Annotated in this window: 27 protein-coding genes and 1 pseudogene; 20 read left to right on the top strand and 8 right to left on the bottom strand. The window is 58.0% G+C overall.

What is annotated here, in order from left to right:
* Positions 1-263: 263 nt before the first annotated feature.
* The 7 genes and pseudogenes from ASC96_RS32585 to ASC96_RS12295 all read left to right on the top strand — a co-directional run bounded on the left by ASC96_RS32585 (position 264) and on the right by ASC96_RS12295 (position 3,560).
* Entirely contained in the window at positions 264-464 is a 201-nt protein-coding gene (locus tag ASC96_RS32585) for a hypothetical protein (protein WP_156397456.1), read from the top strand.
* A gap of 89 nt (positions 465-553) precedes the next feature.
* A complete protein-coding gene (locus ASC96_RS12320) occupies positions 554-865 on the top strand; it encodes a hypothetical protein (RefSeq protein WP_060503357.1) in 312 nt (103 codons plus the stop codon).
* Positions 862-1,041 carry a hypothetical protein gene (locus ASC96_RS32580; RefSeq protein ID WP_156397454.1) on the top strand — a complete coding sequence of 60 codons (180 nt, stop codon included), beginning with the start codon at positions 862-864 and terminating at the stop codon, positions 1,039-1,041. The genes ASC96_RS12320 and ASC96_RS32580 overlap by 4 nt, the downstream gene beginning before the upstream one ends.
* 769 nt (positions 1,042-1,810) lie before the next feature.
* Positions 1,811-2,185, top strand: a pseudogene (locus ASC96_RS31645) (ATP-dependent DNA ligase); the annotation flags it as partial.
* Positions 2,186-2,214: 29 nt separating this feature from the next.
* A partial coding sequence (ligD, locus tag ASC96_RS12305; protein ID WP_156397465.1) for a non-homologous end-joining DNA ligase occupies positions 2,215-2,995 on the top strand: 781 nt, incomplete at its 5' end.
* A gap of 62 nt (positions 2,996-3,057) precedes the next feature.
* Entirely contained in the window at positions 3,058-3,321 is a 264-nt protein-coding gene (locus ASC96_RS12300) for a hypothetical protein (protein ID WP_060503324.1), read from the top strand.
* The gene (locus ASC96_RS12295; RefSeq protein ID WP_060503323.1) at positions 3,318-3,560 is read left to right on the top strand and encodes a hypothetical protein; all 243 of its coding nucleotides are present in this window, start codon (positions 3,318-3,320) and stop codon (positions 3,558-3,560) included. Before ASC96_RS12300 ends, ASC96_RS12295 begins: the two co-directional genes overlap by 4 nt.
* Positions 3,561-4,448: 888 nt before the next feature.
* On the opposite strand, the gene ASC96_RS12285 is transcribed toward ASC96_RS12295, so the two are convergent.
* Positions 4,449-4,685, bottom strand: a complete 237-nt coding sequence (locus ASC96_RS12285) for a hypothetical protein (RefSeq protein WP_060503321.1) — start codon at positions 4,683-4,685, stop codon at positions 4,449-4,451.
* 270 nt (positions 4,686-4,955) lie between these two features.
* Between ASC96_RS12285 and ASC96_RS33765 the strand changes: the two genes are divergently transcribed.
* The gene (locus tag ASC96_RS33765; RefSeq protein WP_082512037.1) at positions 4,956-5,144 is read left to right on the top strand and encodes a hypothetical protein; all 189 of its coding nucleotides are present in this window, start codon (positions 4,956-4,958) and stop codon (positions 5,142-5,144) included.
* Positions 5,145-5,279: 135 nt separating this feature from the next.
* Here the strand turns inward: ASC96_RS33765 and ASC96_RS31630 are convergent, their stop codons facing one another.
* The 6 genes from ASC96_RS31630 to ASC96_RS12265 form a co-directional block, all read right to left on the bottom strand.
* The gene (locus ASC96_RS31630; protein WP_244482004.1) at positions 5,280-5,408 is read right to left on the bottom strand and encodes a transcriptional regulator; all 129 of its coding nucleotides are present in this window, start codon (positions 5,406-5,408) and stop codon (positions 5,280-5,282) included.
* Between the two features lie 13 nt (positions 5,409-5,421).
* Positions 5,422-5,760, bottom strand: a complete 339-nt coding sequence (locus ASC96_RS12280) for a hypothetical protein (RefSeq protein ID WP_156397453.1) — start codon at positions 5,758-5,760, stop codon at positions 5,422-5,424.
* 132 nt (positions 5,761-5,892) lie between these two features.
* Complete coding sequence (locus ASC96_RS34365; RefSeq protein WP_348270798.1) at positions 5,893-6,159, bottom strand: Arm DNA-binding domain-containing protein; 267 nt, start codon at positions 6,157-6,159, stop codon at positions 5,893-5,895.
* Positions 6,160-6,190: 31 nt separating this feature from the next.
* Positions 6,191-6,970 carry an SDR family oxidoreductase gene (locus ASC96_RS12275; protein WP_060503319.1) on the bottom strand — a complete coding sequence of 260 codons (780 nt, stop codon included), beginning with the start codon at positions 6,968-6,970 and terminating at the stop codon, positions 6,191-6,193.
* A gap of 15 nt (positions 6,971-6,985) precedes the next feature.
* The gene (gene dgoD, locus ASC96_RS12270) at positions 6,986-8,134 is read right to left on the bottom strand and encodes a galactonate dehydratase (protein WP_060503356.1); all 1,149 of its coding nucleotides are present in this window, start codon (positions 8,132-8,134) and stop codon (positions 6,986-6,988) included.
* A gap of 76 nt (positions 8,135-8,210) precedes the next feature.
* Positions 8,211-8,987, bottom strand: a complete 777-nt coding sequence (locus tag ASC96_RS12265; RefSeq protein ID WP_082512035.1) for a FadR/GntR family transcriptional regulator — start codon at positions 8,985-8,987, stop codon at positions 8,211-8,213.
* A 205-nt stretch (positions 8,988-9,192) separates the two neighbouring features.
* Between ASC96_RS12265 and ASC96_RS12260 the strand changes: the two genes are divergently transcribed.
* The 4 genes from ASC96_RS12260 (at position 9,193) to ASC96_RS12245 (ending at position 13,612) form a co-directional block, all read left to right on the top strand.
* The gene (locus tag ASC96_RS12260) at positions 9,193-10,176 is read left to right on the top strand and encodes an arabinose ABC transporter substrate-binding protein (protein WP_060503318.1); all 984 of its coding nucleotides are present in this window, start codon (positions 9,193-9,195) and stop codon (positions 10,174-10,176) included.
* Positions 10,177-10,243: 67 nt separating this feature from the next.
* Positions 10,244-11,776, top strand: coding sequence for an L-arabinose ABC transporter ATP-binding protein AraG (gene araG / locus ASC96_RS12255; RefSeq protein ID WP_060503317.1), 1,533 nt, complete (start codon positions 10,244-10,246; stop codon positions 11,774-11,776).
* Complete coding sequence (gene araH, locus ASC96_RS12250; protein ID WP_060503316.1) at positions 11,773-12,723, top strand: L-arabinose ABC transporter permease AraH; 951 nt, start codon at positions 11,773-11,775, stop codon at positions 12,721-12,723. Before araG ends, araH begins: the two co-directional genes overlap by 4 nt.
* A 7-nt stretch (positions 12,724-12,730) precedes the next feature.
* Positions 12,731-13,612, top strand: coding sequence for an aldose 1-epimerase (locus ASC96_RS12245; RefSeq protein ID WP_060503315.1), 882 nt, complete (start codon positions 12,731-12,733; stop codon positions 13,610-13,612).
* A gap of 119 nt (positions 13,613-13,731) precedes the next feature.
* Here the strand turns inward: ASC96_RS12245 and ASC96_RS12240 are convergent, their stop codons facing one another.
* Complete coding sequence (locus tag ASC96_RS12240) at positions 13,732-14,637, bottom strand: S1C family serine protease (protein ID WP_060503314.1); 906 nt, start codon at positions 14,635-14,637, stop codon at positions 13,732-13,734.
* A gap of 339 nt (positions 14,638-14,976) precedes the next feature.
* On the opposite strand from ASC96_RS12240, the gene ASC96_RS12235 reads away from it, so the two are divergent.
* From ASC96_RS12235 to ASC96_RS12200, 8 genes are all read left to right on the top strand, one after another.
* Positions 14,977-15,561 carry a thioredoxin family protein gene (locus tag ASC96_RS12235; protein ID WP_060503313.1) on the top strand — a complete coding sequence of 195 codons (585 nt, stop codon included), beginning with the start codon at positions 14,977-14,979 and terminating at the stop codon, positions 15,559-15,561.
* Positions 15,562-15,630: 69 nt separating this feature from the next.
* Complete coding sequence (locus tag ASC96_RS12230) at positions 15,631-17,268, top strand: FAD-binding protein (protein WP_060503312.1); 1,638 nt, start codon at positions 15,631-15,633, stop codon at positions 17,266-17,268.
* Positions 17,268-17,594 (top strand): ferredoxin family protein, encoded by a 327-nt coding sequence (locus ASC96_RS12225; protein ID WP_060503311.1) that lies wholly within the window; start codon positions 17,268-17,270, stop codon positions 17,592-17,594. The genes ASC96_RS12230 and ASC96_RS12225 overlap by 1 nt, the downstream gene beginning before the upstream one ends.
* A 20-nt stretch (positions 17,595-17,614) precedes the next feature.
* Positions 17,615-18,451 carry an ABC transporter ATP-binding protein gene (locus ASC96_RS12220; protein WP_060503310.1) on the top strand — a complete coding sequence of 279 codons (837 nt, stop codon included), beginning with the start codon at positions 17,615-17,617 and terminating at the stop codon, positions 18,449-18,451.
* A gap of 36 nt (positions 18,452-18,487) precedes the next feature.
* The gene (locus ASC96_RS12215) at positions 18,488-19,351 is read left to right on the top strand and encodes an ABC transporter permease (protein WP_060503309.1); all 864 of its coding nucleotides are present in this window, start codon (positions 18,488-18,490) and stop codon (positions 19,349-19,351) included.
* Between the two features lie 35 nt (positions 19,352-19,386).
* Positions 19,387-20,412, top strand: a complete 1,026-nt coding sequence (locus ASC96_RS12210) for an aliphatic sulfonate ABC transporter substrate-binding protein (RefSeq protein WP_060503308.1) — start codon at positions 19,387-19,389, stop codon at positions 20,410-20,412.
* Between the two features lie 84 nt (positions 20,413-20,496).
* Positions 20,497-20,718: a hypothetical protein gene (locus ASC96_RS12205; protein WP_060503307.1), complete on the top strand. Its 222-nt coding sequence runs from the start codon at positions 20,497-20,499 to the stop codon at positions 20,716-20,718.
* The gene (locus ASC96_RS12200; RefSeq protein WP_060503306.1) at positions 20,715-22,151 is read left to right on the top strand and encodes an MFS transporter; all 1,437 of its coding nucleotides are present in this window, start codon (positions 20,715-20,717) and stop codon (positions 22,149-22,151) included. The genes ASC96_RS12205 and ASC96_RS12200 overlap by 4 nt, the downstream gene beginning before the upstream one ends.
* Positions 22,152-22,251: the final 100 nt, after the last annotated feature.

Below are 22,251 nucleotides of genomic sequence, written 5' to 3'. Positions count from 1 at the left end.
ATGAACTCACTTATTGTTGCGGCGGGCGGCCCTCCCACTCTCTGGGCTGCCACTTCCCTGCATCTGCTGTGAGCCAATCCCAGAAGCAGTTTTGCCCCGCCCTTCCCGGCGGGGTTTTTTCTTGCCGGCTCGACAGGCGACACAAACCTACGCCACTCGTCCCGCTTAGCGTTGGAAGTTGCCCATCAAATCCAGGCTCAAATGTTCCCCTCAAAGTTGATCAGATCGACAGAAAATGCTATTTATTCCCGTCGCAAAGGCGGATGCGACATGGAAGCTGGCTGCTCGCTATGCGCTGCGGCTGGCTTCCATCTGGTTGCCAAACTGGATTGTCGCTCTATTCTGGCTTGATGCCCAAGCGCTTCCCAGAGTTCATTCTTCTTGCGCTGATTTTCCTCGCTGTCGGCATCGCACTGACGGCGTTCATTGGTCCGTTTTTAAGAATGCTCGGCTTGCCTTCTTGACTCCGGCCACCTCTGGAACATAAGCAGAACAATAAGGAAAACATTACCGAGTTATGCACCGCCTATCCACAGGATATGCGCAAGAAACAATGACCGACTACCAGCCCAAATACCAATGGCACCGCACCGAGCTAGACGAGAACGACCCGCCAAGGGATACCGACTGGATCGGCATCGACGGTGAATTAATGATCGGCCGTATCCGAAAAGAGATGCACGGACCGACCAAGGGGAAATGGCACTGGGCTGCTTGGTTCCCGAAAACCCATATCGGAACCCTGCCGATGCCGAACGCTGGCTGCGCTCCCACAGCCCGACTTGCCACGCAGAAGGTTGAGGAACGATGGGATCTGTGTCTGCGGGTGATGGCGCCGCGTGACCCGCAAGGCAGGGGATCATGAGCGACGAGAGATTGATTTACCCGAACTCGCCGGTGCATTTCGAACACTGGTGCGGGCACGTGGGCTGCAAGCGCTGGGGATCGTTCGGGAAGGATCGCCGCGGCGTTATTGAGTGGCGGTGCAGCGAGCACGTGGCGGCCGACTATTGGGCAGCAGCGACGCCAGGGCGCAATTAAACTGACCCGAAAACACGGACGTCTCCCACCCCCAAAAATATCGAGGCGTATTAAATTCTTTATTGCTTCCGGACGAGATCAGATTTTTAATTCAAGGTTGTTGAAACGCCTAGGGTCATGGAAGGAGACCTTAATGGACGCCAGAACAACCAGATCAATTCTTATTCTTGAAGATGAGCCTCTCATCGCTTTGGATCATGACCTCCATGTGAGGCAAGCTGGTTTTACGCAGATCACGATGTTTTCCTCGTGTTCCGCAGCGCTCGAATGGCTCAAGTCTAATTCCCCTACAATCGCCCTACTGGATGTCCGTCTCCGAGATGGCCCGTGTTCCGACGTTGCGACAATCTTGAGGAACAAGGGCGTTCCATTTGTCGTTTGTTCTGGCTCAAGTCAGGAGGACGCGGATCCGGTTTTTACGGAAGCCGTTTGGGTTTCAAAGCCCTGTCTGCCAGAAGATTTAATCACTGCTCTCACTCGGGCCAAAGAAAAGGTGGCCGGCTACTTGTAGGAGGCATGAAATGGAAGTGCTGAAACCGAAACGCAAGCGCGGCCCTTCTCCATACGGAAATTTCGACCAGTCCAAGGCTATAGCTGAGGACACGATCCGGGAACATCGCGAAGCGGAGGCCCGGAAAACACAGCGTCTCAGGGAGATGCGCCTAGCCAGAAACGCAGGGGACGAGGCCTCCACCCCGCCACCGTCTCCAACTGACGCGAAATAAAGCGCCACAAGTACTCGTTAATCTGATTGTGGCGCAATATCGGGATGGCAAAGCGACCTCCCAAATCCATAGACCTTCGCACCGAACCCGATCTGCCGCTGAAGAGTCGGGCGCGCAAAACCCGAGACGCCAACCAGCCCCGCCTTCCCTTCGACCCCATGCCAGATCGAATAGAGCCCTCTCTGGCGTTACTGGCTGGCAAACCGCCAAAGGGCGACGACTGGGCATTCGAAATCGAATGGGATGGATACCGGCTGGCAATCGACGTCGAGCCGACAAAGGTCAGGATACTGACCCGAGGCGGCCACGACTGGACGACGCGCTTCTCGGGCTTAGAGAAAGCCGCCAGAGACCTCGGCGCCACTATGATCTTGGATGGGGAAGCGGTCGTTCTTGACGACCAGGGCCGGTCAGATTACAGAAATTATTCAACCGTATAATAATTTCNCGGCCACGACTGGACGACGCGCTTCTCGGGCTTAGAGAAAGCCGCCAGAGACCTCGGCGCCACTATGATCTTGGATGGGGAAGCGGTCGTTCTTGACGACCAGGGCCGGTCAGATTTCGGAGCGCTGCAGACTGCGCTGGGCGGCCGGGGTGGGAAGAGAAATGCCGGGGCGGCGATCTTCTATGCGTTCGATCTTCTCTATTATGATGGCCATGATCTCACCCGGATGGAACAAGGAGAACGTCGGGCAATCCTTGAGAGCATCATAACCGAGATGGAGGGACCAATCCGGCTCTCGGAAGAGATCGGAGCCGATGGCGATATGCTTCTGGCGACCGCGTGCGAGTATGGCCTCGAAGGCATCATTGCGAAGCATCGCCGTCGCCCGTATCGGTCTGGCAGGCTCGGTGACTGGCTAAAAATAAAGTGCGTTCAGAGCGAGAGTTTTGCTGTAGTGGGTTACGAGCCATCGACCACGATGCCCGGCGCCATTGCCAGCCTGCTATTGGCCGCCCGCAAAGGTTGCAGGCTGGTCTACGTCGGTTCTGTAGGAACTGGCTTCAAACACAGCGAGGCCCGCAAGCTGAAACAGCAGCTAGACCAGATGCCGATCGAGCGGCCGCCCGTTTCCATCAAAGGGAAGAACCTCGTCTATGCCCACCCGAAACTGGTCGCTGAAGTCGAGTTTCGCGCTTGGACGGGTGACGGAAAACTAAGGCATGCCTCTTTCAAAGGGCTTCGCGATGACGCCGAAGAAGCCAATTTTTTCGAGGTTGACTGATCCCTCCTCTCGGGGGGAACAATTCGGTAGCAGTCAGGTTCCTCGCGATAGGAGGTACAAAGATGATTGACACGCCGAAAGTTCCCGTCTCTCACGACGATCGTCATCTTCTCTGTCAGGAGGAAGTTGACGGATCGCTGCAAGACATCCTTGATCGAGCAACGTCTCACGGCTGGGGCACGTTCGAGACTATCAGCGCTATGGAAGAAGTTCTGAAAAACCTTCGCATTATGTACGCTGATCATCCCCATCCTAACGCCGCTCAGGAAGAGAGCAATGAAGGTCGCGCCCTCATCCACGGCCGCGGTGGCGAGGAAAAATCATGACGATCTATGTATGGACCATCGCAAAACCTGGCCGGCAAGATATCAAGCGCGTCACCGATTTGGCCGAGTTGCATGAATACCTGCGCGTCATGGACCTTCCCGGCGGGGCGCCGCTGGATTGGGACATGATGGACCCAGAGATTTCCGACCACGGCACCTACACCCATGCCGCCGGTAGCATGGACGAATGGTCACTGACGTGGGCAAAGGTGGATGGCGAGACCGAGGTTGCCGACTGACTACGTTAACGTTTCGTTAACCTCGCGGTGGGAATATTAGCATGAGCTTGGACGGCCACTCCAAGCGGCTTGAAGCATATGCCCCCAGACCCTCCTGCGGAAACGCGGGAGGGTTTTCTTCTCATATTAGCAGTTAATGGATTTAGGATATGCGGATTTCTTGATGGCCCGAACGGATCTGGTCAATTCGGGCCTCAGCGTGGTCAAAGTCATCGTCCTCATTACGGAACGACCGATTTTCGGTATTGTCACCGTTGTAGACCGTCGCTACCCACAAGCCCCGAACAAAGCTCACATCGAACCGTATTTTTGGCAGATCGGAATTTGCCATTAGGGTTTCGCTAAGTTGCATTTTCCTCATAGGACTGATTTCCCAGGGGTGCAGCCCCCGAGTGAGGCAACGTCCAGCATTGCAGGCCGGAGTCCGGCGAGTTTAGAAGTGTTGTGACCGGGACACCGCTCTTTGCTGTCAGTGAGGTCGCATTCCACCGCCAATAACGTGAATGTAACAAATGAAAGCTTCATCTGCGGCTCGCATTAGTGCTTCGGGGACAACCGTTGCCGGTTCATTTTCCTTCAGCGCGCTAAGGCAGGTCTCGAGTGCCCCCAAGTAAGCTTTTCCTACAGTCAGTGGCCATTCATGAAGCAGGATATCAGCAGCTCCAAGGACAGTATTCACTGGTTTGTATTGTTCTCCGACATCAGTAAGCAGCCAAACCGTCGGAAATTGGCACGATATGTCCGAACCCATGACACATCCTCAATTTGCAATATTTATATTAGCCTCTACGCAAATACCGTGCCGAGAGGTAAAAAGCAAAAAAAACCCTCGCCAATTAAGGCAAGGGGCTGTTCAGTCCGCCACCACTGGCAGGATATCATGATTCGCTAAACTGAGCGCGGGCGCGGCTTGCCAATCTGGTTCTCGACCACTCGGTCAACGCGCAGCGCCACATGATCGACGGCTTGCTTGACGCCTTGTAGCGCCTCCATGATCAACTTGGTGGATTCGCGCATACCTGCCTTGGCGATGTAGTTTTCCGCACCGTGCAGATGGTGAGCTGCAAGATCGGTGCGCACCGTTGCGGCTTCTGCAGCAGCATCAGCGGCCTTCTGATTCGCCACAGCCTTGGACTTAGCCGTTGCGGAGCTTTTCGTACTGCACAACATGGGCCGGGTTCACGTTGATACCTTCTTTGGTGGCAATAATGGGCATAGATCCTGCTCCCGGCGCAGCGGCCGGTTCATGATCGTGTTGGTGGGGTTGATGGTTACTGTAAGTAGTGAAACGGCGAGAAAAAATGCCGGTTGTTTTTTTGCTACTGCTTGGTTTTATGCCGCGAGCCGGAACAACTCTTCCGGCGATTGGTTCTCCTCCTTATGGAGGAAAACGTCATGTCTCATTCATCCGATAATCGTCAGATTCGCACCCCCGGACCCAACGACCGATGCGTCGTGCAGCAATGTCGTAAATTCGGTATCGGCCCCGCTGAGGAGCGCAAATTGCTTAGACTGCTCGGCAAACACGCGCCGCAGCACGAGGTGAAAAACAATGAACCGCCACGGCCTCCGCGGTTCCGGTGATTGCCTTCAGATTTATGCTGGGCTGATGTTGGCTGCGGATAGTAAAAAGTAACGGGCTCCAATTTAGGCCCGCTGTAGATATTAACGATATTGGGTCCGGCTCCATCAAGGGGCGAGACAACAAATCGCCTTATTTCACGCTACAGCCCTTAATGCAATTTTCGCCCTAACCCTTTCCGTCACCTCGCTGCGGACAAAGGCGATCCGTCGATCACCCATTTCGATGACCGGAAACCGCCCTTCTGCGAGGTAGCGAGTGACCATCGTTCTCGACATGCTAGTTGGCCTCGCCACTGCGAACCGCCGTGAGTATTGTGAGCTCCAGCGCGCGAAAATTGACGCCCTTCTCTTTTTGAAGCCGCGACATCAGTGCCGGCACTTCACCATACGGCATGGCGGCATGGTGGCTTCCGGTGGTCAGGGTGTTGGGCTTGTGCATCAACAGGGCAAGGTGGCCCTTCCGCCGAGCAGGGTTTTCACCTCGCCGATGGCCCTCTGCCTTCGCGGCATCCAGGACGCGCTCGATGGCCTCCCTAAGCTTTTCGGCACTTTCCTGCCGCTCGCCCCAAAGCGGCTTCAGCAATGCGACGACATCGGTCGTCGTGATATCCTGCAACGCTTTCGACCTGATGGGCCTCGCATGGTTTTCGAGCAGATTGCGCCACCGCGCTTCGGTATTTGCGCCGCGCCACCTGCCTGCTTTTGCAGCCTTCTTTGCGCGCTGCGACTGGGTCAACGCCTTGTCGGATCAGTTTGCGCGCATCTTTAGCTTTGTAGGGGCGTCCGCCAACCCGAGAGTGTGTAATGGTCCGAAACCCATCTCCCTGCGCTTGCCGCCAAATGTATAATTGAGTATCCAATAACGGCCATTTCCCTTAGACATAAGGTATAGTCCGCCACCATCCCGTAGTTTGGCGGCTTTGCTCGAAGAGATCGATTTTACTGTGAGTACATTTCGAGTATGGCTCCCGATTAATGCTTTTACAACATTTTCTAGCTTTTGATGTATGGTCAATTCAGCAGAGATGGTGATACAGCGTGCCGGTTCAGACGGGGTGGTGCAGGACGCTCAGGCCACCATCGATCGTCAGGCAGGTGGCGTTCATGAACGGGCACTCGTCGGAGATCATGAAGAGAGCCGCGAGCGCGATCTCATCGGCCGTGGCGATACGGCCGCCGGGATGCAGCTTCATTGTAGCTGCTTCGGCAGCCACGGGGTCGGGAAAGCTGTTCCAGTATTCGGTGGCTTTCTGGGTCAACACATAACCCGGTGCCAGAGCATTTACGCGCACGCCCTTGGGCGCGTATTCGATGCCAAGCGACTTGGTCATGCCCAGGAGCGCATGCTTCGCCACGGGATAGGGGAATGTGTGGGGGATGATCGTGAAGGCATGGGTCGAGGCGATGTTGAGGATCACGCCACCGCCCTGTCCGATCATCCCCGGAAGCGCGGCCTTCGAACAATTCCAGGCGCCCTTCAGATTGATATCAAAGCAGCGCTGCCATTCCGCGTCGCTGGTCTCCAACGGCTCATGAAAAACATTGACGCCGGCATTGTTGATCAACGCGTTGATCGGGCCGATCTCGGTTCCTGCACGGTCGATGGCTGCAGAAATTGCGACTGTATCCGCGATGCTCGCGACGGCGTAGCCGATGGCGGCGCCACCGGTCTGCAATGCCTTTGCTTCCGTCTCCAGCAAGCCGGCATCGAGGTCGACGAGAAACAGGCTTGCGCCTTCCTTGACGCAGGCGCGGGCGATCGCAAGGCCAATGCCTTGCGCCGCTCCCGTGATCATGATCCGTTTGCCCTTGAGCCGGTCCGTCATCGCACTACTCCCCCATTACCACTCGGCAAAGCTGCCATCTTCATGGCGCCAGATCGGGTTGCGCCAGCGATGACCTTCCTTGGCCCGTTCGATCACATAGGCCTCATCAACCTCGATACCGAGACCCGGCCCCTGCGGGATCGAGACGAAACCGTCGGCATACTGGAAGACCTCCTTGTTGGAGATGTAATCGAGGATGTCATTGCTCTTATTGTAGTGGATACCGAGGCTCTGCTCCTGGATGAAGGCATTGTAGCTGACGGCATCAATCTGCAGACAGGCGGCAAGCGCGATCGGCCCAAGCGGGCAATGCGGCGCCAGCGCCACATCATAGGCCTCCGCCATCGCCGCGATCTTGCGGCATTCTGTGATGCCACCGGCATGGGAGAGGTCTGGCTGGATGATATCGACGAAGCCATCCGACAGAACCTGCTTGAAATCCCAGCGCGAATACAGCCGCTCCCCAAGCGCTATCGGCGTCGAGGTATGATTGACGATATCGCGCAGGGCCTCCTTATTCTCTGACAGAACCGGCTCCTCGATGAACATCAGCTTGTAAGGATCGAGTTCCTTTGCCAGCACCTTAGCCATCGGCTTGTGAACCCGGCCGTGGAAATCGACGCCGATGCCAATATAGGGGCCGACCGCCTCGCGGATGGTGGCGATTGTCTGAACGGCTTTTTCAACCTTGTCGTAGCTATCGACGATCTGCATTTCCTCGCAGCCGTTCAGCTTGATCGCCTTGAAACCGCGGGCAACCACGTCCCTAGCATTGTTGGCAACGTCAGCCGGGCGATCGCCACCGATCCAGGAATAGACCTTGATCTTGTCACGAACCTGGCCGCCGAGCAGCGAATGGATGGATTGGCCGAGCGCCTTGCCCTTGATATCCCAGAGCGCTTGGTCGATGCCGGAAATGGCGCTCATATGCACGGCGCCGCCGCGATAGAAGCCACCCCGATACAGGACGTTCCAGTGATCTTCGATCAGGAACGGATCCTTGCCAATCAGGTAGTCCTCCAGCTCGTGAACCGCAGCCTGTACCGTCAGCGCCCGTCCCTCGACCACCGGCTCGCCCCATCCGACGATGCCCTCATCTGTTTCGACTTTGAGAAACAGCCAGCGCGGCGGAACGATATAAGTGGTCAGTTTGGTGATCTTCATCAGCGAAGGTCCTGTGTCGAAGAGAAGTGTTGGTCCGTCAGGATCGAAGCGGCCATGGCGCCGATGCAACGGACAGTTATGAAGAGGCTTGCGGCTGGTGCTTCTTTACGGCGACGGCAAGGTCGCGCGCGGCAAGAGACAGCAACTGGAGAGAGCAGTTGCGGGCGGCCGCCGTGTCACGCATGCGCAGTGCCTCGACCAGCTGCCGGTGTATGTCGACAGCTTCGTCGCGCCTATCCACCACCTCGTTGGAAGCATGCAGCGAGAATTCCAATGCGACCTGAATGATGCTCGACAATTGCAGGAATACCTGATTGTGGCTGGCCTTCAGAAGGCTTGTGTGGAACGCAACGTCCGCCTTGGTAAAACGCTCGATATCGCCTTCCGCGTCGCGCATCTCAAGCCAGGCGCGTTCGACATCGGCAATCTCCTGGACCGTCGCCCGTTCGGCAGCCAGTTCCGCCGCAGCCGGCTCGATCGCGCGACGCGCTTCAAGGATGCAGTTCAAGAGATCGAATTCAAAGATCCGGGGACCGATCCATTCCAGCACCTGCTGGTCGAGGATATTCCACTCGTCCTTACGGCAGACGACGGTACCGACACGGGAACGCCCGCGCACCAGTCCTTTCGATTCGAGAATCTTCAGCGACTCGCGGATGACCGTGCGGCTGACGCCGTAACGGTCGCACAGGTCGTTCTCTGTTGGAAGGAAATCGCCAGCCGAAAAAATATCGGCGCAGATATCGTCGGCGATAGCCCTCGTCACATTCTTCTGGACGCGCGGCCGCCGGACAACCGTGTTGCCGCCCTCGTCCACTGATCGATCCTGTTGTCCTTCCACCGGCATCTCCATCCCCGCCGCAGCACGCTCAACGCGCCTTTGGCGATGCATATCGCAGTTTGAATTGCATGGCGACCGCTGCGAACGGTCCGCCACGCTCATTCACAATATCATACATAGATATTTTAATCATCATACAAAAGCAATTGACCAGTATGATGTTTCATCATACACAAATGATCACTGCAGGGAGCAGTTTGATTTAGGGAGAGAGACCATGCGCTTTATAAAAGCAGCCATCCTGGCTGGCACTGTCGCCGTTTTCGCTGCCACGTCGGCCTTTGCTGCCGATGTGAAAATCGGCTTCATCGTCAAGCAGCCTGAAGAGCCCTGGTTCCAGGATGAATGGAAATTCGCGGAAGTCGCTGCCAAGGAGAAGGGCTTCACGCTCGTCAAGATCGGCGCGGAAGACGGCGAGAAGGTTCAATCGGCAATCGACAACCTTGGCGCACAGGGTGCGCAGGGCTTCATCATCTGCACGCCTGATGTCAAGCTCGGCCCCGGCATCATTGCCAAGGCTGCGGCCAACGATCTCAAGCTGATGACGGTTGACGATCGCCTGGTCAACGCCGATGGCAGCCCGATCGAAGACGTGCCGCACATGGGCATTTCTGCCACAAAAATCGGCGAAGCGGTCGGTCAGTCGATCGTTGACGAGATCAAGAAGCGCGGCTGGAACATGAGCGAAGTCGGCGCGATCCGCGTTTCCTACGATCAGCTTCCGACGGCCGTCGATCGTATCGAAGGTGCTCTTTCGGTGTTGAAGGCCAATGGCTTCCCGGAAGCCAACATCTTTGATGCACCCCAGGCAAAGACAGATACGGAAGCGGCACTCAACGCATCGACCGTCGTTCTCAATAAGAATGCCAATATCAAGAAATGGGTCGCGGTTGGCCTCAATGACGAAGCCGTTCTCGGCGCCGTGCGCGCCACTGAAACTGTCGGCATTACGGCTGACAGCATGATCGGCGTCGGCATCGGCGGTGCGGATTCAGCCATCAACGAGTTCAAGAAGCCAACGGCCACCGGCTTTTTCGGCACGATCATCATCTCGCCGAAGCGTCACGGCTATGAGACTGCGCTCAACATGTACGACTGGGTTGCCAACGGCAAGGAGCCGGAAAAGCTGATCTTGACGGCCGGCCAGGTGGCACTGCGCGACAATTATGAAGCGGTCCGCAAGGAACTTGGTATCGAGTGATCGTCGCATCAACGAAAAACGCCCGGCGGCCTTCAGCCGCCGGGCGCCCCTATTCGGAGCGCCGCTCATGCAAGACTTTCTCGAATTCAAAGCCATATCAAAGGGCTATCCAGGTGTTCAGGCTCTGTCCGATGTCTCTTTTTCCGTCCGGAAAGGGACCGTGCATGGCCTGATGGGTGAAAACGGCGCCGGAAAATCCACCCTGATCCGCATCCTGTCCGGCGATCAGGCTGCGGATACCGGCGAAATCCGCATCGCCGGCGAACAGCAGGTCTACAAGTCGGTTCGCGATGCCTTTCAGGCCGGTGTGATCGTCATCCATCAGGAACTGCAGCTGGTCGCCGAACTGACCGTTGCCGAGAACCTCTGGCTCGGCCGTTTCCCTGCCCGGGCCGGCGTGCTCGACCGGCGCAAGCTGATCGGTGTCGTGGCTGAAAAACTCACCGAGATGGGCATCGATGTCGACCCGGCCGCCAAGGTTGCATCGCTGTCCATCGGTGAACGCCAGATGGTCGAGATTGCCAAGGCCGTCATGGTCGATGCGCGTGTCATCGCGCTCGATGAGCCAACCTCATCCCTGTCTTCCCGCGAAAGCGAAATTCTCTTTTCGTTGATTGACCGATTGCGGGCAAACGGCACGGTCATTCTCTATGTCTCGCACCGTCTCGATGAAATCTTTCGCCTCTGCGATAGCCTATCGGTGCTGCGCGACGGCAAGCTCGCCGCTCACCATCCCGATATTTCTGAGGTAACGCGCGATCAGATCATCGCCGAGATGGTCGGGCGCGAGATTGCCAATATCTGGGGATGGCGGTCCCGCCCTCTGGGGGCCACGCGGCTGCAGATCGACAATCTTGCCGGTCCCAAACTGCCCCAGCCGATCAATTTCAGCGTCCGGAAAGGCGAGATCCTCGGATTTTTTGGCCTCATCGGTGCTGGTCGCAGCGAAATGGCCCGGCTCCTTTATGGCGCGGACTCAAGGACACAAGGCACGGTCGCGGTGGACGGAGAAACTGTCACAGCCGACAGTCCCGCGCACTCGATCCGCGCTGGCGTCGTTTTGTGTCCAGAGGACCGCAAGCTGGACGGTATCATTCAGGGCCGGTCCATCGAGGAAAACATGGCGATTTCCTCGCGCCGTCATTTTTCCCCCTTCGGCATCCTCAACCCGAAGAAGGAAGGCGAGCTTGCCGAAACCTTTATCGCCAAGTTGCGCGTGCGCACGCCGTCCCGCAAACAGGACATCATCAACCTGTCCGGCGGTAACCAGCAGAAGGTCATCCTCGGCCGCTGGCTTTCCGAGCAGGGCGTCAAAGTTTTGCTGATCGACGAACCGACGCGCGGTATCGACGTTGGCGCCAAGTCGGAAATCTACGAAATCCTCTATGATCTTGCTGCACAGGGCATGGCGATCATCGTCATATCCAGTGAATTGCCGGAGATTACGGGCATAACCGACCGGATCATCGTCATGTGCGAAGGCCGCATGGCCGCAGAGATCGAACGCCCGGATTTCGATGAACGGCGGATACTCGCCGCCGCGCTGCCGGACGTTTCGAACGCCGCTGAACTTCCTCTTCAACAGGTACAGAGCCGATGACATCCTTGAAAAAACTCCTTCTCGGCGAACAGGGACTGGTCGTCATCTTCGCCCTGGCCTTCGCGATCGTTTCGCTGACGGTTCCCAACTTTCTGACCGAGCGCAACATGCTTGGCCTGCTGCAGTCGGTCGTCACCATCGGCATCGTTGCCTGCACCATGATGTTCTGCCTCGCTTCCCGCGACTTCGATCTTTCGGTCGGCTCGACCGTGGCGTTTTCCGGCATGGTCGCGGTCATGGCTTCGAATGCCACCGGATCAATCGTTCTCGGTCTGCTCGCAGCACTGGTTTGCGGCAGCTTCGTCGGCCTGGTCAATGGTGTGGTGATTGCCCGTTTCCGTATCAACGCGCTGATCACCACATTGGCGACCATGCAGATCGTTCGCGGCCTGGCATTGATCTCGTCCGACGGCCGGGCCGTCGGCATCAATGATCCCGGCTTCTACCAGCTGGCGCTTTCAAAATTCCTCGGCGTGCCGACACCGATCTGGGTCATGGGCGTGCTCTTTGTAGCCTTCGGCTTTCTGCTGAACCGGACCGTCTTCGGTAAAAATACGCTGGCAATCGGCGGCAACCCAGAAGCGTCGCGGCTGGCCGGTGTCAATGTCGTCCGCATGCGCATCTGGATCTTCATGCTGCAGGGGTTGGTGTGCGGCATCGCCGGTGTGCTGCTTGCGTCCCGGATCACTTCGGGCCAGCCGAATGCTGCAACTGGCCTTGAACTCTCGGTGATTTCAGCCTGCGTTCTCGGCGGTGTTTCGCTTGCAGGCGGCCGCGCAGCCATGGCCGGTGTCATTGTCGGCGTGCTGATCATGGGCATTGCCGAAAACGTCATGAACCTTCTAAATATTCAGGCCTTCTACCAATATGTGGTGCGCGGACTGATCCTGCTGCTCGCGGTTCTCCTCGATAACCTGCGCTCCGTGGCCGTCGGCCGGCGCGGCTGAAGCGCGGATGGGCGAGGACGTTCTGCATCTGCGGAATGGTGATCTCTCGGTAGACGTGAGCCGCTTCGGCGGCTCGCTTCTGTCTGGAATGTATCGCGGAACACCCTTCCTGAAACCAACGCCGACGGCGGGGCTTGCGTCACGCCGGTTCGGCGCGGAGGCCAGCTTCCCGCTTGTGCCCTACGGCAACCGGATCGAGGCGAACGTCTTCGATTTCGGCAGCAAGCGGTTTTCGATGCAACCCAATACCGCCGACCCCTGTTGCCTGCACGGAGACGGCTGGCTCGCCGAGTGGGAAGTCCTGTCGCAATCCTGCTGCGAAGTGGCACTTCGCTATGTCCACCATCAAAACCCGTCAGGTCCCTACGCCTATAACGCCGTACAGACGATCCTGCTCGATGGAGATGCGTTGACATTGGGACTGACGGTCACCAACACGTCCCATGATCCACTGCCATTCGGGCTGGGTTTTCACCCCTTCTTCCCGCGCACGCCGCAGACCCGGTTGATGACAAAGGCAAGGAGATTTTGGACCGAGCGTAGCGGACACTTGCCTGACGCTCCCACCTCGATCCCCAACCACCTGGACTTCGCGGATGCGAGAACCCTTCCCCCGCATTGGCTGAACAATGCGTATGACGGCTGGTGTGGAGAAGCACTGATAGACTGGCCCGAGCACGGTCTTGGCCTCACCGTCATAACCGACGGCCCATTCGACTGCTTCATGATCTATTCGCCGGATGCCGACGCCGATTTTTTCTGCTTGGAGCCCATGACGCATCTGCCCAATGCCCACAATATGCCAGCAGGCTCAGGGTTGGTAACGCTGGAGCAGGGTCGAAGCCTCAGTGGCAGTATCGTTCTGCGTCCGACGGTGCTTCCGGGTTGAGGGCTTCGGACAGCAGAGGTGGCGATCACGAAGTAGCGCTGCATGGTCTCAAGCGTACAAAAAATCTGGTTTCACTCTATTTGACCGGCATTCACGCTGCTGTCTAGCCGAGACCAAATCTACTGAAGCTGCGGCTTCTTCAAGAAACTGTCGCGATCAGCAGATTTGACGCGCAGCCAAGCCTCGCGTCCGTCGCGCAGTATCCTGACAGGAATTTCCGATCCTGCCTGGCCACTCTTCCAGACTTGACGGTAGAAATCCGCAAGGCCGGTAATCTCTCCATCGCGTACTTCCGCGATAATATCGCCCCCCTGCAGTCCTGCCTGCGCTGCAGGCCCGCCAGCAGCAACACTCATGACAACCACGTCGCCGTTGCTTTCCGCGGTGAAAGCACCAAGCCAGGGGCGTGCCGGCTTGTTCACTCGTCCCAAAGTCAGCAAATCGTCGAGAATGGGCGGAAGCAGGTTGACCGGCACAGCCATGTTAATGTCGGACGTGGTCCCGTTCCGGCTCATCACCAGCTTCAGCGAACCGATGCCCAGCAGCCTGCCATCTTCACCAACGACTGCGGCGCCTCCCCACGATGGATGGGCGGGTGAGACAAAGATTGCCTCGTCCAGCAGATACTCCCAATATCCGGCAAACTCCCGCTTTGCGACAATCTTGGTCGGCAACGACCGCCCAAACCCGTCTACAAAGACAACAGGGTCGCCGACACGTGTTTTTGAAGCGTCGCCGAGCGTGATGGCCGGGCCACCCAGCGCGCCGAGCGGTTGAACCAGACCGAGACCTGTCTCCTGATCATAGGCGAGCGCATGACCGGGTACGACTGTTCCGTCCGCGGTTGTAAGCCAGACTTCTTCTGCCTCGGTGATCAAGTAGCCAATTGTGAGAACCAGACCGTCTTCGCGAATAATTACGCCACTGCCTTCGCGAACCGTGCCGAGCGACCCGGCCGTGAAAGCATCATCAGGAATGGAAGTGCGAATGCCAACCATTGAACGCGCCACTGAGTTTATGTCCATTTTCGATCTCGGCAGAAGTGCATCATAGCTCCCTTTTAGGTGGGAACGCTGGTGGCATCCCGCAAGGCTGAGGATGCGGTGATACCGGAAACACACTATAATCCGGCACATAACGGCGCCTCGGCTGGCACCTCAATTTTTGAAAGTACGAAGATCACGCAAGACCGGGAATGAGGGTCCGTTTTGCCGTTGCTTGGCACTATGCGGACGCCGGGTGCGTCATCTGCAGAAAAATCGTTCGCTATCAGCCCGTCAGAAAGGAAAATCGCCCGATACAAAGAACATAAAATCTATAGACTAAAAGCAATCTTAATATCAAACTTAGCCTTGAGGGAATCCATGCCAAAAACTCAATCCAACCCCATCGAGATCGGCGTCGATGCTGCAGGCTTCGCGCTGCCGGACGCCCATGGCCGCATCCATCAGTTGGCCGATTTTGCCGGCAAGCCGGCGCTGCTCGTCGCCTTTATTTCCAATCGCTGTCCGTTTGTGGTCCTGCTGCGTGAGGAATTCGCAAAATTTGGACGGGAATACGAAACCAAAGGGCTGCAGATCATTGCAATCAACAGCAACGATGCCGCCGCACATCCGGAAGAAAGCCTGCCGCGCCTCGGTGAAGAAGTTGAGAACCATGGCTATAACTTCCCCTACCTGAAGGACGCTTCGCAGGATGTCGCCAAGGCATATGGCGCCGCATGCACGCCTGATTTTTTCCTGTTCGATGCCGACCGCAAGCTCGCCTATCACGGTCAGTTCGACGACGCGCGGCCGGGCAACGGCAAGGATGTAACCGGCGCTGATCTGCGCGCGGCAGTGGATGCAGTCATCTCCGGCGCCCGCCCGGCAGCCAACCAAATTCCTTCGATCGGTTGCAACATCAAATGGGAACCGGGCAACGAACCGTCCTGGTCATCGGCTGCCTGAGGCATCCGTTTTCCGCAAGCGGCGGCATGGTCCGCCTCCGCCTTCCCAAAGTGTGTACGAGAGACGGGAATGTCGTCAAAACAAACAGATCCGAGCGGATCCGACCGCCTTCAACTGGAAGCCGACGTTCTCGTGATCGGGGGTGGCCCTTCGGGAGCGTGGGCAGCGCTCGCTGCAGCGGAGAATGGCGCCAAGGTCGTGCTGGCCGACAAAGGATATCTTGGCACCAGCGGAGCCACGGCGCCGTCCAATACCGGAACTTGGTGCGTTGCCCCAGGCGAGGACCGCGCCCAGATCGTTGAACGGCGATGGCAGCGCACCGCCGGATTGGCTGACCCACGTTGGATGCTGCGCTGTGTCGATCGGGCCTATGAAAATCTCCTGAAGCTCGTCGAATGGGGATACCCGTTTCCGAGCGAGGACGACGGCAAACTCTACATCGCCAATCTTCGGGGGCCGGACTACATGGCCTTCATGCGCCGCCGTGTACTTCTTGCGGGCGTCACCGTTCTCGATCAGCATCCGGCGCTTGAACTTCTGTCCAACGGCGAAACCGTGACCGGGGCCGCCGGTGTGGATCGCCAAAGACATCGTGACTGGCGCGTCGATGCGAGCGCTGTGGTGCTCGCGACCGGCGGCTGCGCCTTTCACGAGCGAATTCTCGGTGCCACGGGCCTGACCGGAGACGGCTATCTCATGGCCGCGGAGGCGGGGGCGACGCTCTCCGGCATGGAATTCACCGGCAAATATACGCTGGCGCCGCATGGCTCTTCGCTCAACAAGGGCTTGCCGTTCCGCTGGGCGACCTTCTATCGCGAGGGTGGCACAGAGATCATCAACAGCGACGGCGACCCCCTGCGCAACGGTATCGGCGAACGCGAAAAGGAAATCGCCCGGGCGATGATCGAGGCACCTGTCTATGCACGCCTCGATCAGGCGGAGCCCGCATTGCAGGACTGGCTGCGCCAAGGGCAGCCCAACTGTTTCGTGCCGTATTCCCGTATGGGTATCAATCCGTTCAAGGATCTGTTCCGGGTCACCTTCAAGGCGGAGGGCACTGTGCGCGGTACCGGCGGAATTCGCGTTGCCACCGCCGACTGCGGCACGGACGTACCCGGTCTCTATGTGGCCGGTGATGCTGCAAGCCGCGAGAACATGACGGGCGCCGTATCGGGCGGGGGGGCGGTCAATTCCTCCTGGGCTATTGCCAGCGGCTGGTGGTCTGGTCAGGGCGCGTCGCAATTTGCCAGGCGGCATGAACAACGGTCGGCTTTTCGCTCGACCTCCAAGCCACTTGGAGAAGCGGGCCTGCGGCCGGCTGGCGCGGCAAAGCCCGGTCTCACGGCAAGAGATGTCGTTGCTGCCGTGCAGGCGGAAGTCCTGCCGCTCGAGAAGAACTATTTCCGCGATGGCAATCGCCTGGAGACAAGCCGCTTGACGCTTGACACGCTTTGGCATGACGTCCGCCATCATCTGGCCGGTAGCGGCGTCGATCGTTACCGGACACGCGAAGCCGCAGCAATTGCCGCAACCGGCCGCTGGTCGCTGAACGCCGCTCTTGCACGTCAGGAAAGCCGTGGCATGCATCGGCGCGTTGACTTCAAAACAAGCGACCCCGCTTTCATGCGTCCCATTCTTGTCAGCGGCGTCGATGATATCCGCGTTGAAGGCGCCCCTCCCCTACAGCACGGCAAGGAGCTTGCGTGATGATCGAGGTGATTTCCGGGAACCGCTGCATCGAATGTGACATTTGCGTCAAGGTCTGCCCGGCCAATGTCTTCGACAAGACCGGCGGCGTGCCAGTGATCGCCCGGCAGGATGACTGCCAGACATGCTTCCTGTGCGAAATCTATTGCCCGACAGATGCGCTCTATGTGGCCGAGCATGCCGATGGACCAATCGCCATCACCGAAGCGGAGATCGAGCAGCGCGACCTGTTTGGCAGCTATTCCCGTGCGCTCGGCTGGAAGCGTGGCAAAGCCGGCGGCACGCAATTCGATCCGACACACCGCATTCGTGTCGCTCAAGTCTGAGACCGAAGGAGACCATAAATATGGACCGTATCACCGTTACCGATGTCCACAAGACGTTCCAGCTGAAGCCTGGTCAGTTTGTCACCATCGACGGCCAGCCCTCCGATAGCGTTACGGTTCTCGACGGGGTCGATCTGACGATCCGCAAGGGTGAGTTCATCACACTTGTCGGCCCGAGTGGCAGCGGCAAGTCCGTCCTGCTGGACATCATCGGCGGGCTCACACAAGCAACCCGCGGCACGGTCGAGATCGACGGCAAGGTCATTACCAAGCCCGATCCAAAGACAGGCTACGTCTTCCAGCAATATGCCCTATTTCCATGGCGCACAGCGCTCGCCAACATCGAGTATGCGCTGGAAGTGCGCGGTGCCACCAAGCGCGAGCGCACCGACAAAGCGCGTTATTTTCTGTCGCTCTTCGGCCTTTCGGGCTTCGAGGACCGGTTCCCCAACCAGCTGTCCGGCGGCATGCAGCAGCGTGTCGCCATTGCCCGGGCGCTGGCGGCCGACCCGGAAGTTTTACTGATGGACGAGCCGTTCGCGGCCCTCGATGCCCAGACCCGCGAGATCCTCCAGAGTGAACTGCTGCGCATCTGGGAAAAGATCAACACGACCGTGGTGTTCGTCACCCACTCCATCGACGAGGCCATCTATCTCGCCGACCGGATTGTTGTGATGACGGCGCGCCCGGGTCGCGTGAAGGAGATCATCGATATCAATCTGCCACGTCCGCGCGACGGCGATATCCGCTCCAGCACCGAGTTCAACGGCCATCGCGGCCGCGTTTGGGAAGCGCTGCGGGACGAAGTGAACAAGGCGCAGAAAGATTGGGCGCTTTCGCCCGCCTATGCTGCCTGAAGGCTGCACGCCGCATAAAGACAATGGGAGGCCAAGATGGCTTTTGTAACCGATAAATCCGGCTTCGTGCCTGCAGTGACACCACGGTCCCGCGACAAGGCAGCACCGGCACGCCGAAAGAGCCGCGGGCTTCATCTGGGCACGTTCGGCTACGGACTCCCATTGCTGATCATATTCTTCGTATTTTGGGAAATCGCCCCGCGCCTTGGCTGGCTGAGCCCGCTCTTCTTTCCACCGCTCAGCGAAGTGCTGACCGCCTGGTACGCCATGCTGCTGGATGGCACGCTGTCGGCCAATATCGGCATCAGCCTGCAACGCGCCTTCATTGGCTTTGCACTCGCCCTTGTGGTGGCGATCCCGCTTGGGTTTCTGATGGGGCGATATTCGACGTTCGAGAAGGTTTCGGACCTTCTCGTGCAGACCCTGCGCAACACGTCGCAGTTCGCGTTGCTGCCGGTCTTCATCCTCCTGCTCGGCATCGGCGAGGCTTCCAAGATCGCCATCACATTCTACTCATCGATCTTCTTCCTTTTGATCAACACCATCGCCGGCGTGAAGTCGGTTGATCCACTTCTGTTGAAGGCCGCCCGGTCGATGGGCACCTCCGACCTGGACCTTTTCCGCAAGGTCATCCTCCCGGCCAGTATTCCGCACATCGTCGCAGGCGCCCGGCTTGCCGTGAAATCTTCCATCTTCGCGGTGATCGGCGCCGAGATGCTCGCGGCCAAATCCGGACTTGGCTACCTCATCCAGAACTCGCAGTTGATGATGGAAACGGCCGATATGTATGCCGGCATCCTGACGATGACCTTCATTGGCCTGATCGTGAACTACCTGCTGGTGTGGTTCGAGCGCTGGGCGACCGGCTGGAAGAGCCCATCGGAATCCTCCCCCCACTAACCCCCTGTTCGACACACAACCGCCAAAGGACGACCATGACCGACACATTCACCCGCCTGCGCCGGAACCTTTTGAAGGGCATCGCCCTCACCTTTCTCGGCGCTTCCCTGCTCTCAGGCGCAGCGTTTGCCGAAGACAAGCCGGACGTGATCCGGATCGGCACCACCGCACCGGGCCATCTGAAGTTCATTCTGGGCCGCCATGACGGCGCATTTGAAAAGGAGTTTGCCAAGGATGGCATCAAGGTCGAGCTGGTAGCCTTCACGAATGGTGGCTCCGAGGCCTTGACCGCGCTCGCGACCGGGGCAATCGAAGTAACCTACACCGGCAACAACCCGGCCCTGCGTGCCGCAGCCCTTGGTGCCGATGTCAAGGCGATCGGCCTGTCGAGCTTCACCAAGAATTCGTCGACCACGATCATCGTCAAACCGGATTCGCCGATCAAGTCGGTTGCAGATCTGAAAGGCAAGAAGGTTGCCTTTCTGGCCGGCACGGTTCGTCATTCGGTATTCTCGAAAGCGCTGAAGACCGTAGGATTGACCACGGATGATGTTGAACCGCTGAACCTCGACTTTGCTGCATCCGGGCCTTCACTGATCCGGGGCGATGTCGATGCTGTCGTCGAATCCGACAATTCGACGTCGAAGCTGGTCGAAAAGGGCGAAGCCCGTGTCATCCTCGACAGCAACAAATATCCGGAATGGTCTGCGCCCTTTATCATTTCGGTGAACGGCGAATTTGCCAAGAAGTATCCAGATCTCGTTAAGCGCCTTTTGAAGGTTGATATCCAGCTGGCGCGTTGGGCTGATGCCCATCCCGAAGATACAATCAAAATTTTCGTCGATGAAACCAAGACATCGGAAAAGTCGGTCCGCAACACCTATGCCGATGGAAAATTCTATCAGGATCCCCGCATCACCCCGGAAGCCATCAAGGCATTGCAGGATGAAGAGGCTTTCATGGCGGAAGCGAAGCTGCTCAAAGGCTCGGTGGACTACGACACCTGGATTGACACCAGCTATCTCGACGCAGCCTATAAGGAAGTCGATTCCAACCAGTAATCCGTCTATGCTTTAAGACCGCCGGGCCGGCATTACACCGCTGCCCGGCGGTCGTTTGATGACCCTCAATGCTTCAAGACTGAAATGACAGTAATTCCTTTCGACCAGCGGCTGATGCCAGCGCCCGCGAGCCGCAACTTCATTGTTTTTTCCATTGCCCAATGCGTCAGTTTTTCGGGGGACTGGATGGCCGAGGTCCTTGCCGCCGGCACGTTCCTGTTTGGCGTCTCCGGTACACTCCCCGCGGTTCGGCATCTTTACTTGCCCGAACGCTTGCCCGCCGCCGCGCACGAGGCTAACCAATGACAATGGTCAATGCAGCTGAAAGCGTCGAGATACAGCATTCGTCAAGCCAATCAAGGCTTGTGGCCTTTGTGGTCGCTGTCTCTTTCTTCATGCAGATGCTGGATGCAACGATCGTGGTCACCTCGCTGCCGCAGATGGCGCAGTCCTTCGGCGTGCAACCGGTGGCCATGAGCATCGGCTTGACGGTCTACATGCTGACGATGGCGGCCTTCATTCCGCTCTCCGGCTGGCTGGGAAGCCGGTATGGCGCCCGTAATGTCTTTATGGCGGCGATTGCGATCTTCGCGGTCGCATCCCTGTTCTGCGGATTGTCGGACACACTTGCAGAGTTCATTGCCGCCCGCGCGGTCCAGGGGTTTGGCAGCGCGCTGATGAACCCGATCGGGCGTATGATCGTGCTGCGGAACGCGCCGAAACGTGACCTCGTCAATGCCGTCGCATTGATCACCTGGCCCGCCCTGATTGCTCCTGTCATCGGGCCAGTGCTTGGTAGCGTCATCACCACTTATGCAAGTTGGCATTGGAACTTTTTCATCAATATCCCGATCGGGATGATCGGCCTTGCGCTTGTCTGGTATTTCGTGCCGCAGCAGAAGGAAGAGGATACAGCCAGGCTTGATATCGCCGGTTTCGTGCTATCGGCGCTCGGTCTCACGCTCTTGCTCGCAGGATTGGAGAGTTTCGTTCACGGGGCAATGCCGGCCACTCAGGTCGCTGCCTTGCTGGCCGCAGGCCTCGCCTTTTCGGCATGGGCCATCCGTCATTTTCGCAGGACCAACAATCCGCTGCTCGACCTTTCTCCCTTCGCTATCCCGACCTTCGCGTTTTCGACCCTGTCGGCCGGGACCGCGTCGCGGCTTGCGATCAACGCCATGCCGTTCCTGATTCCTTTGCTTTTCCAGGTTGGCTTCAGCCTCGATGCGATTGCGACCGGGACATATATCCTGGTCTATTTCGCCGGAAACCTGGCGATGAAATCGGTCACGACGCCGCTTCTAAGACGCTTCGGTTTTCGAACGATCCTTGTCTTCAATGGCGCAATTGCCTCGGCCTCCATCGCCGCCTGCGCCATCCTGTCGCCCGCGACACCTGACTCGGCAATCTACGCACTCCTGTTTATCGCAGGTCTATCCCGATCCATGCAGTTCACCGCATTGAACACGCTGGGCTTTGCCGACATTACGCCGGCACAACGCAGCTCGGCATCGACGCTGTCGAGCATGCTGCAGCAGTTTGCCATGGTTCTCGGCGTTGCCGTTGCCGCTGCGGTTCTCAGCATGTCGCAACATCTGCGCGGGGACGTGGTTCTGGCGCTTGCAGATTTCCGATGGTCGTTCGTCGCGATTGGGGCGATAGGACTGATTGCGTCGCTCAGATTTTTCAGCCTCCAGCATAACGCCGGTGCCGAGGTGTCGGGGCACTCACCGAAATGAACGGAGAGCCGCAGGCTGCAAATCGCCAGCAGTCTTCCATTCTTTCGGCGGCAAAGCCAGCCATTGTATTAGCGCATATCCCATCCTGGAGCCCGCCGAA

Origin of the sequence: Rhizobium sp. Root1204 (assembly GCF_001424965.1) — a bacterium.
Classification (GTDB): Bacteria; Pseudomonadota; Alphaproteobacteria; order Rhizobiales; family Rhizobiaceae; genus Pararhizobium.
The sequence above is the reverse complement of the archived record's forward strand: the minus strand, read 5'-3'. Positions and strand labels throughout refer to the sequence as shown.

Coding starts and splice junctions, on each gene's coding strand:
- ASC96_RS31630 (WP_244482004.1), bottom strand. CDS start 5,408: ATGGTCACTCGCTACCTCGCAGAAGGGCGGTTTCCGGTCATCGAAATG.
- ASC96_RS33765 (WP_082512037.1), top strand. CDS start 4,956: ATGTCTCATTCATCCGATAATCGTCAGATTCGCACCCCCGGACCCAAC.
- ASC96_RS12210 (WP_060503308.1), top strand. CDS start 19,387: ATGACCGACACATTCACCCGCCTGCGCCGGAACCTTTTGAAGGGCATC.
- ASC96_RS32580 (WP_156397454.1), top strand. CDS start 862: ATGAGCGACGAGAGATTGATTTACCCGAACTCGCCGGTGCATTTCGAA.
- ASC96_RS12240 (WP_060503314.1), bottom strand. CDS start 14,637: ATGGACATAAACTCAGTGGCGCGTTCAATGGTTGGCATTCGCACTTCC.
- araG (WP_060503317.1), top strand. CDS start 10,244: ATGCAAGACTTTCTCGAATTCAAAGCCATATCAAAGGGCTATCCAGGT.
- ASC96_RS12200 (WP_060503306.1), top strand. CDS start 20,715: ATGACAATGGTCAATGCAGCTGAAAGCGTCGAGATACAGCATTCGTCA.
- ASC96_RS12245 (WP_060503315.1), top strand. CDS start 12,731: ATGGGCGAGGACGTTCTGCATCTGCGGAATGGTGATCTCTCGGTAGAC.
- ASC96_RS12225 (WP_060503311.1), top strand. CDS start 17,268: ATGATCGAGGTGATTTCCGGGAACCGCTGCATCGAATGTGACATTTGC.
- ASC96_RS12320 (WP_060503357.1), top strand. CDS start 554: ATGACCGACTACCAGCCCAAATACCAATGGCACCGCACCGAGCTAGAC.
- ASC96_RS12265 (WP_082512035.1), bottom strand. CDS start 8,987: ATGGAGATGCCGGTGGAAGGACAACAGGATCGATCAGTGGACGAGGGC.
- ASC96_RS12220 (WP_060503310.1), top strand. CDS start 17,615: ATGGACCGTATCACCGTTACCGATGTCCACAAGACGTTCCAGCTGAAG.
- ASC96_RS12260 (WP_060503318.1), top strand. CDS start 9,193: ATGCGCTTTATAAAAGCAGCCATCCTGGCTGGCACTGTCGCCGTTTTC.
- ASC96_RS12275 (WP_060503319.1), bottom strand. CDS start 6,970: ATGACGGACCGGCTCAAGGGCAAACGGATCATGATCACGGGAGCGGCG.
- ASC96_RS12300 (WP_060503324.1), top strand. CDS start 3,058: ATGATTGACACGCCGAAAGTTCCCGTCTCTCACGACGATCGTCATCTT.
- ASC96_RS12215 (WP_060503309.1), top strand. CDS start 18,488: ATGGCTTTTGTAACCGATAAATCCGGCTTCGTGCCTGCAGTGACACCA.
- ASC96_RS12295 (WP_060503323.1), top strand. CDS start 3,318: ATGACGATCTATGTATGGACCATCGCAAAACCTGGCCGGCAAGATATC.
- dgoD (WP_060503356.1), bottom strand. CDS start 8,134: ATGAAGATCACCAAACTGACCACTTATATCGTTCCGCCGCGCTGGCTG.
- ASC96_RS12230 (WP_060503312.1), top strand. CDS start 15,631: ATGTCGTCAAAACAAACAGATCCGAGCGGATCCGACCGCCTTCAACTG.
- ASC96_RS12235 (WP_060503313.1), top strand. CDS start 14,977: ATGCCAAAAACTCAATCCAACCCCATCGAGATCGGCGTCGATGCTGCA.
- araH (WP_060503316.1), top strand. CDS start 11,773: ATGACATCCTTGAAAAAACTCCTTCTCGGCGAACAGGGACTGGTCGTC.
- ASC96_RS12205 (WP_060503307.1), top strand. CDS start 20,497: ATGACAGTAATTCCTTTCGACCAGCGGCTGATGCCAGCGCCCGCGAGC.
- ASC96_RS32585 (WP_156397456.1), top strand. CDS start 264: ATGCGACATGGAAGCTGGCTGCTCGCTATGCGCTGCGGCTGGCTTCCA.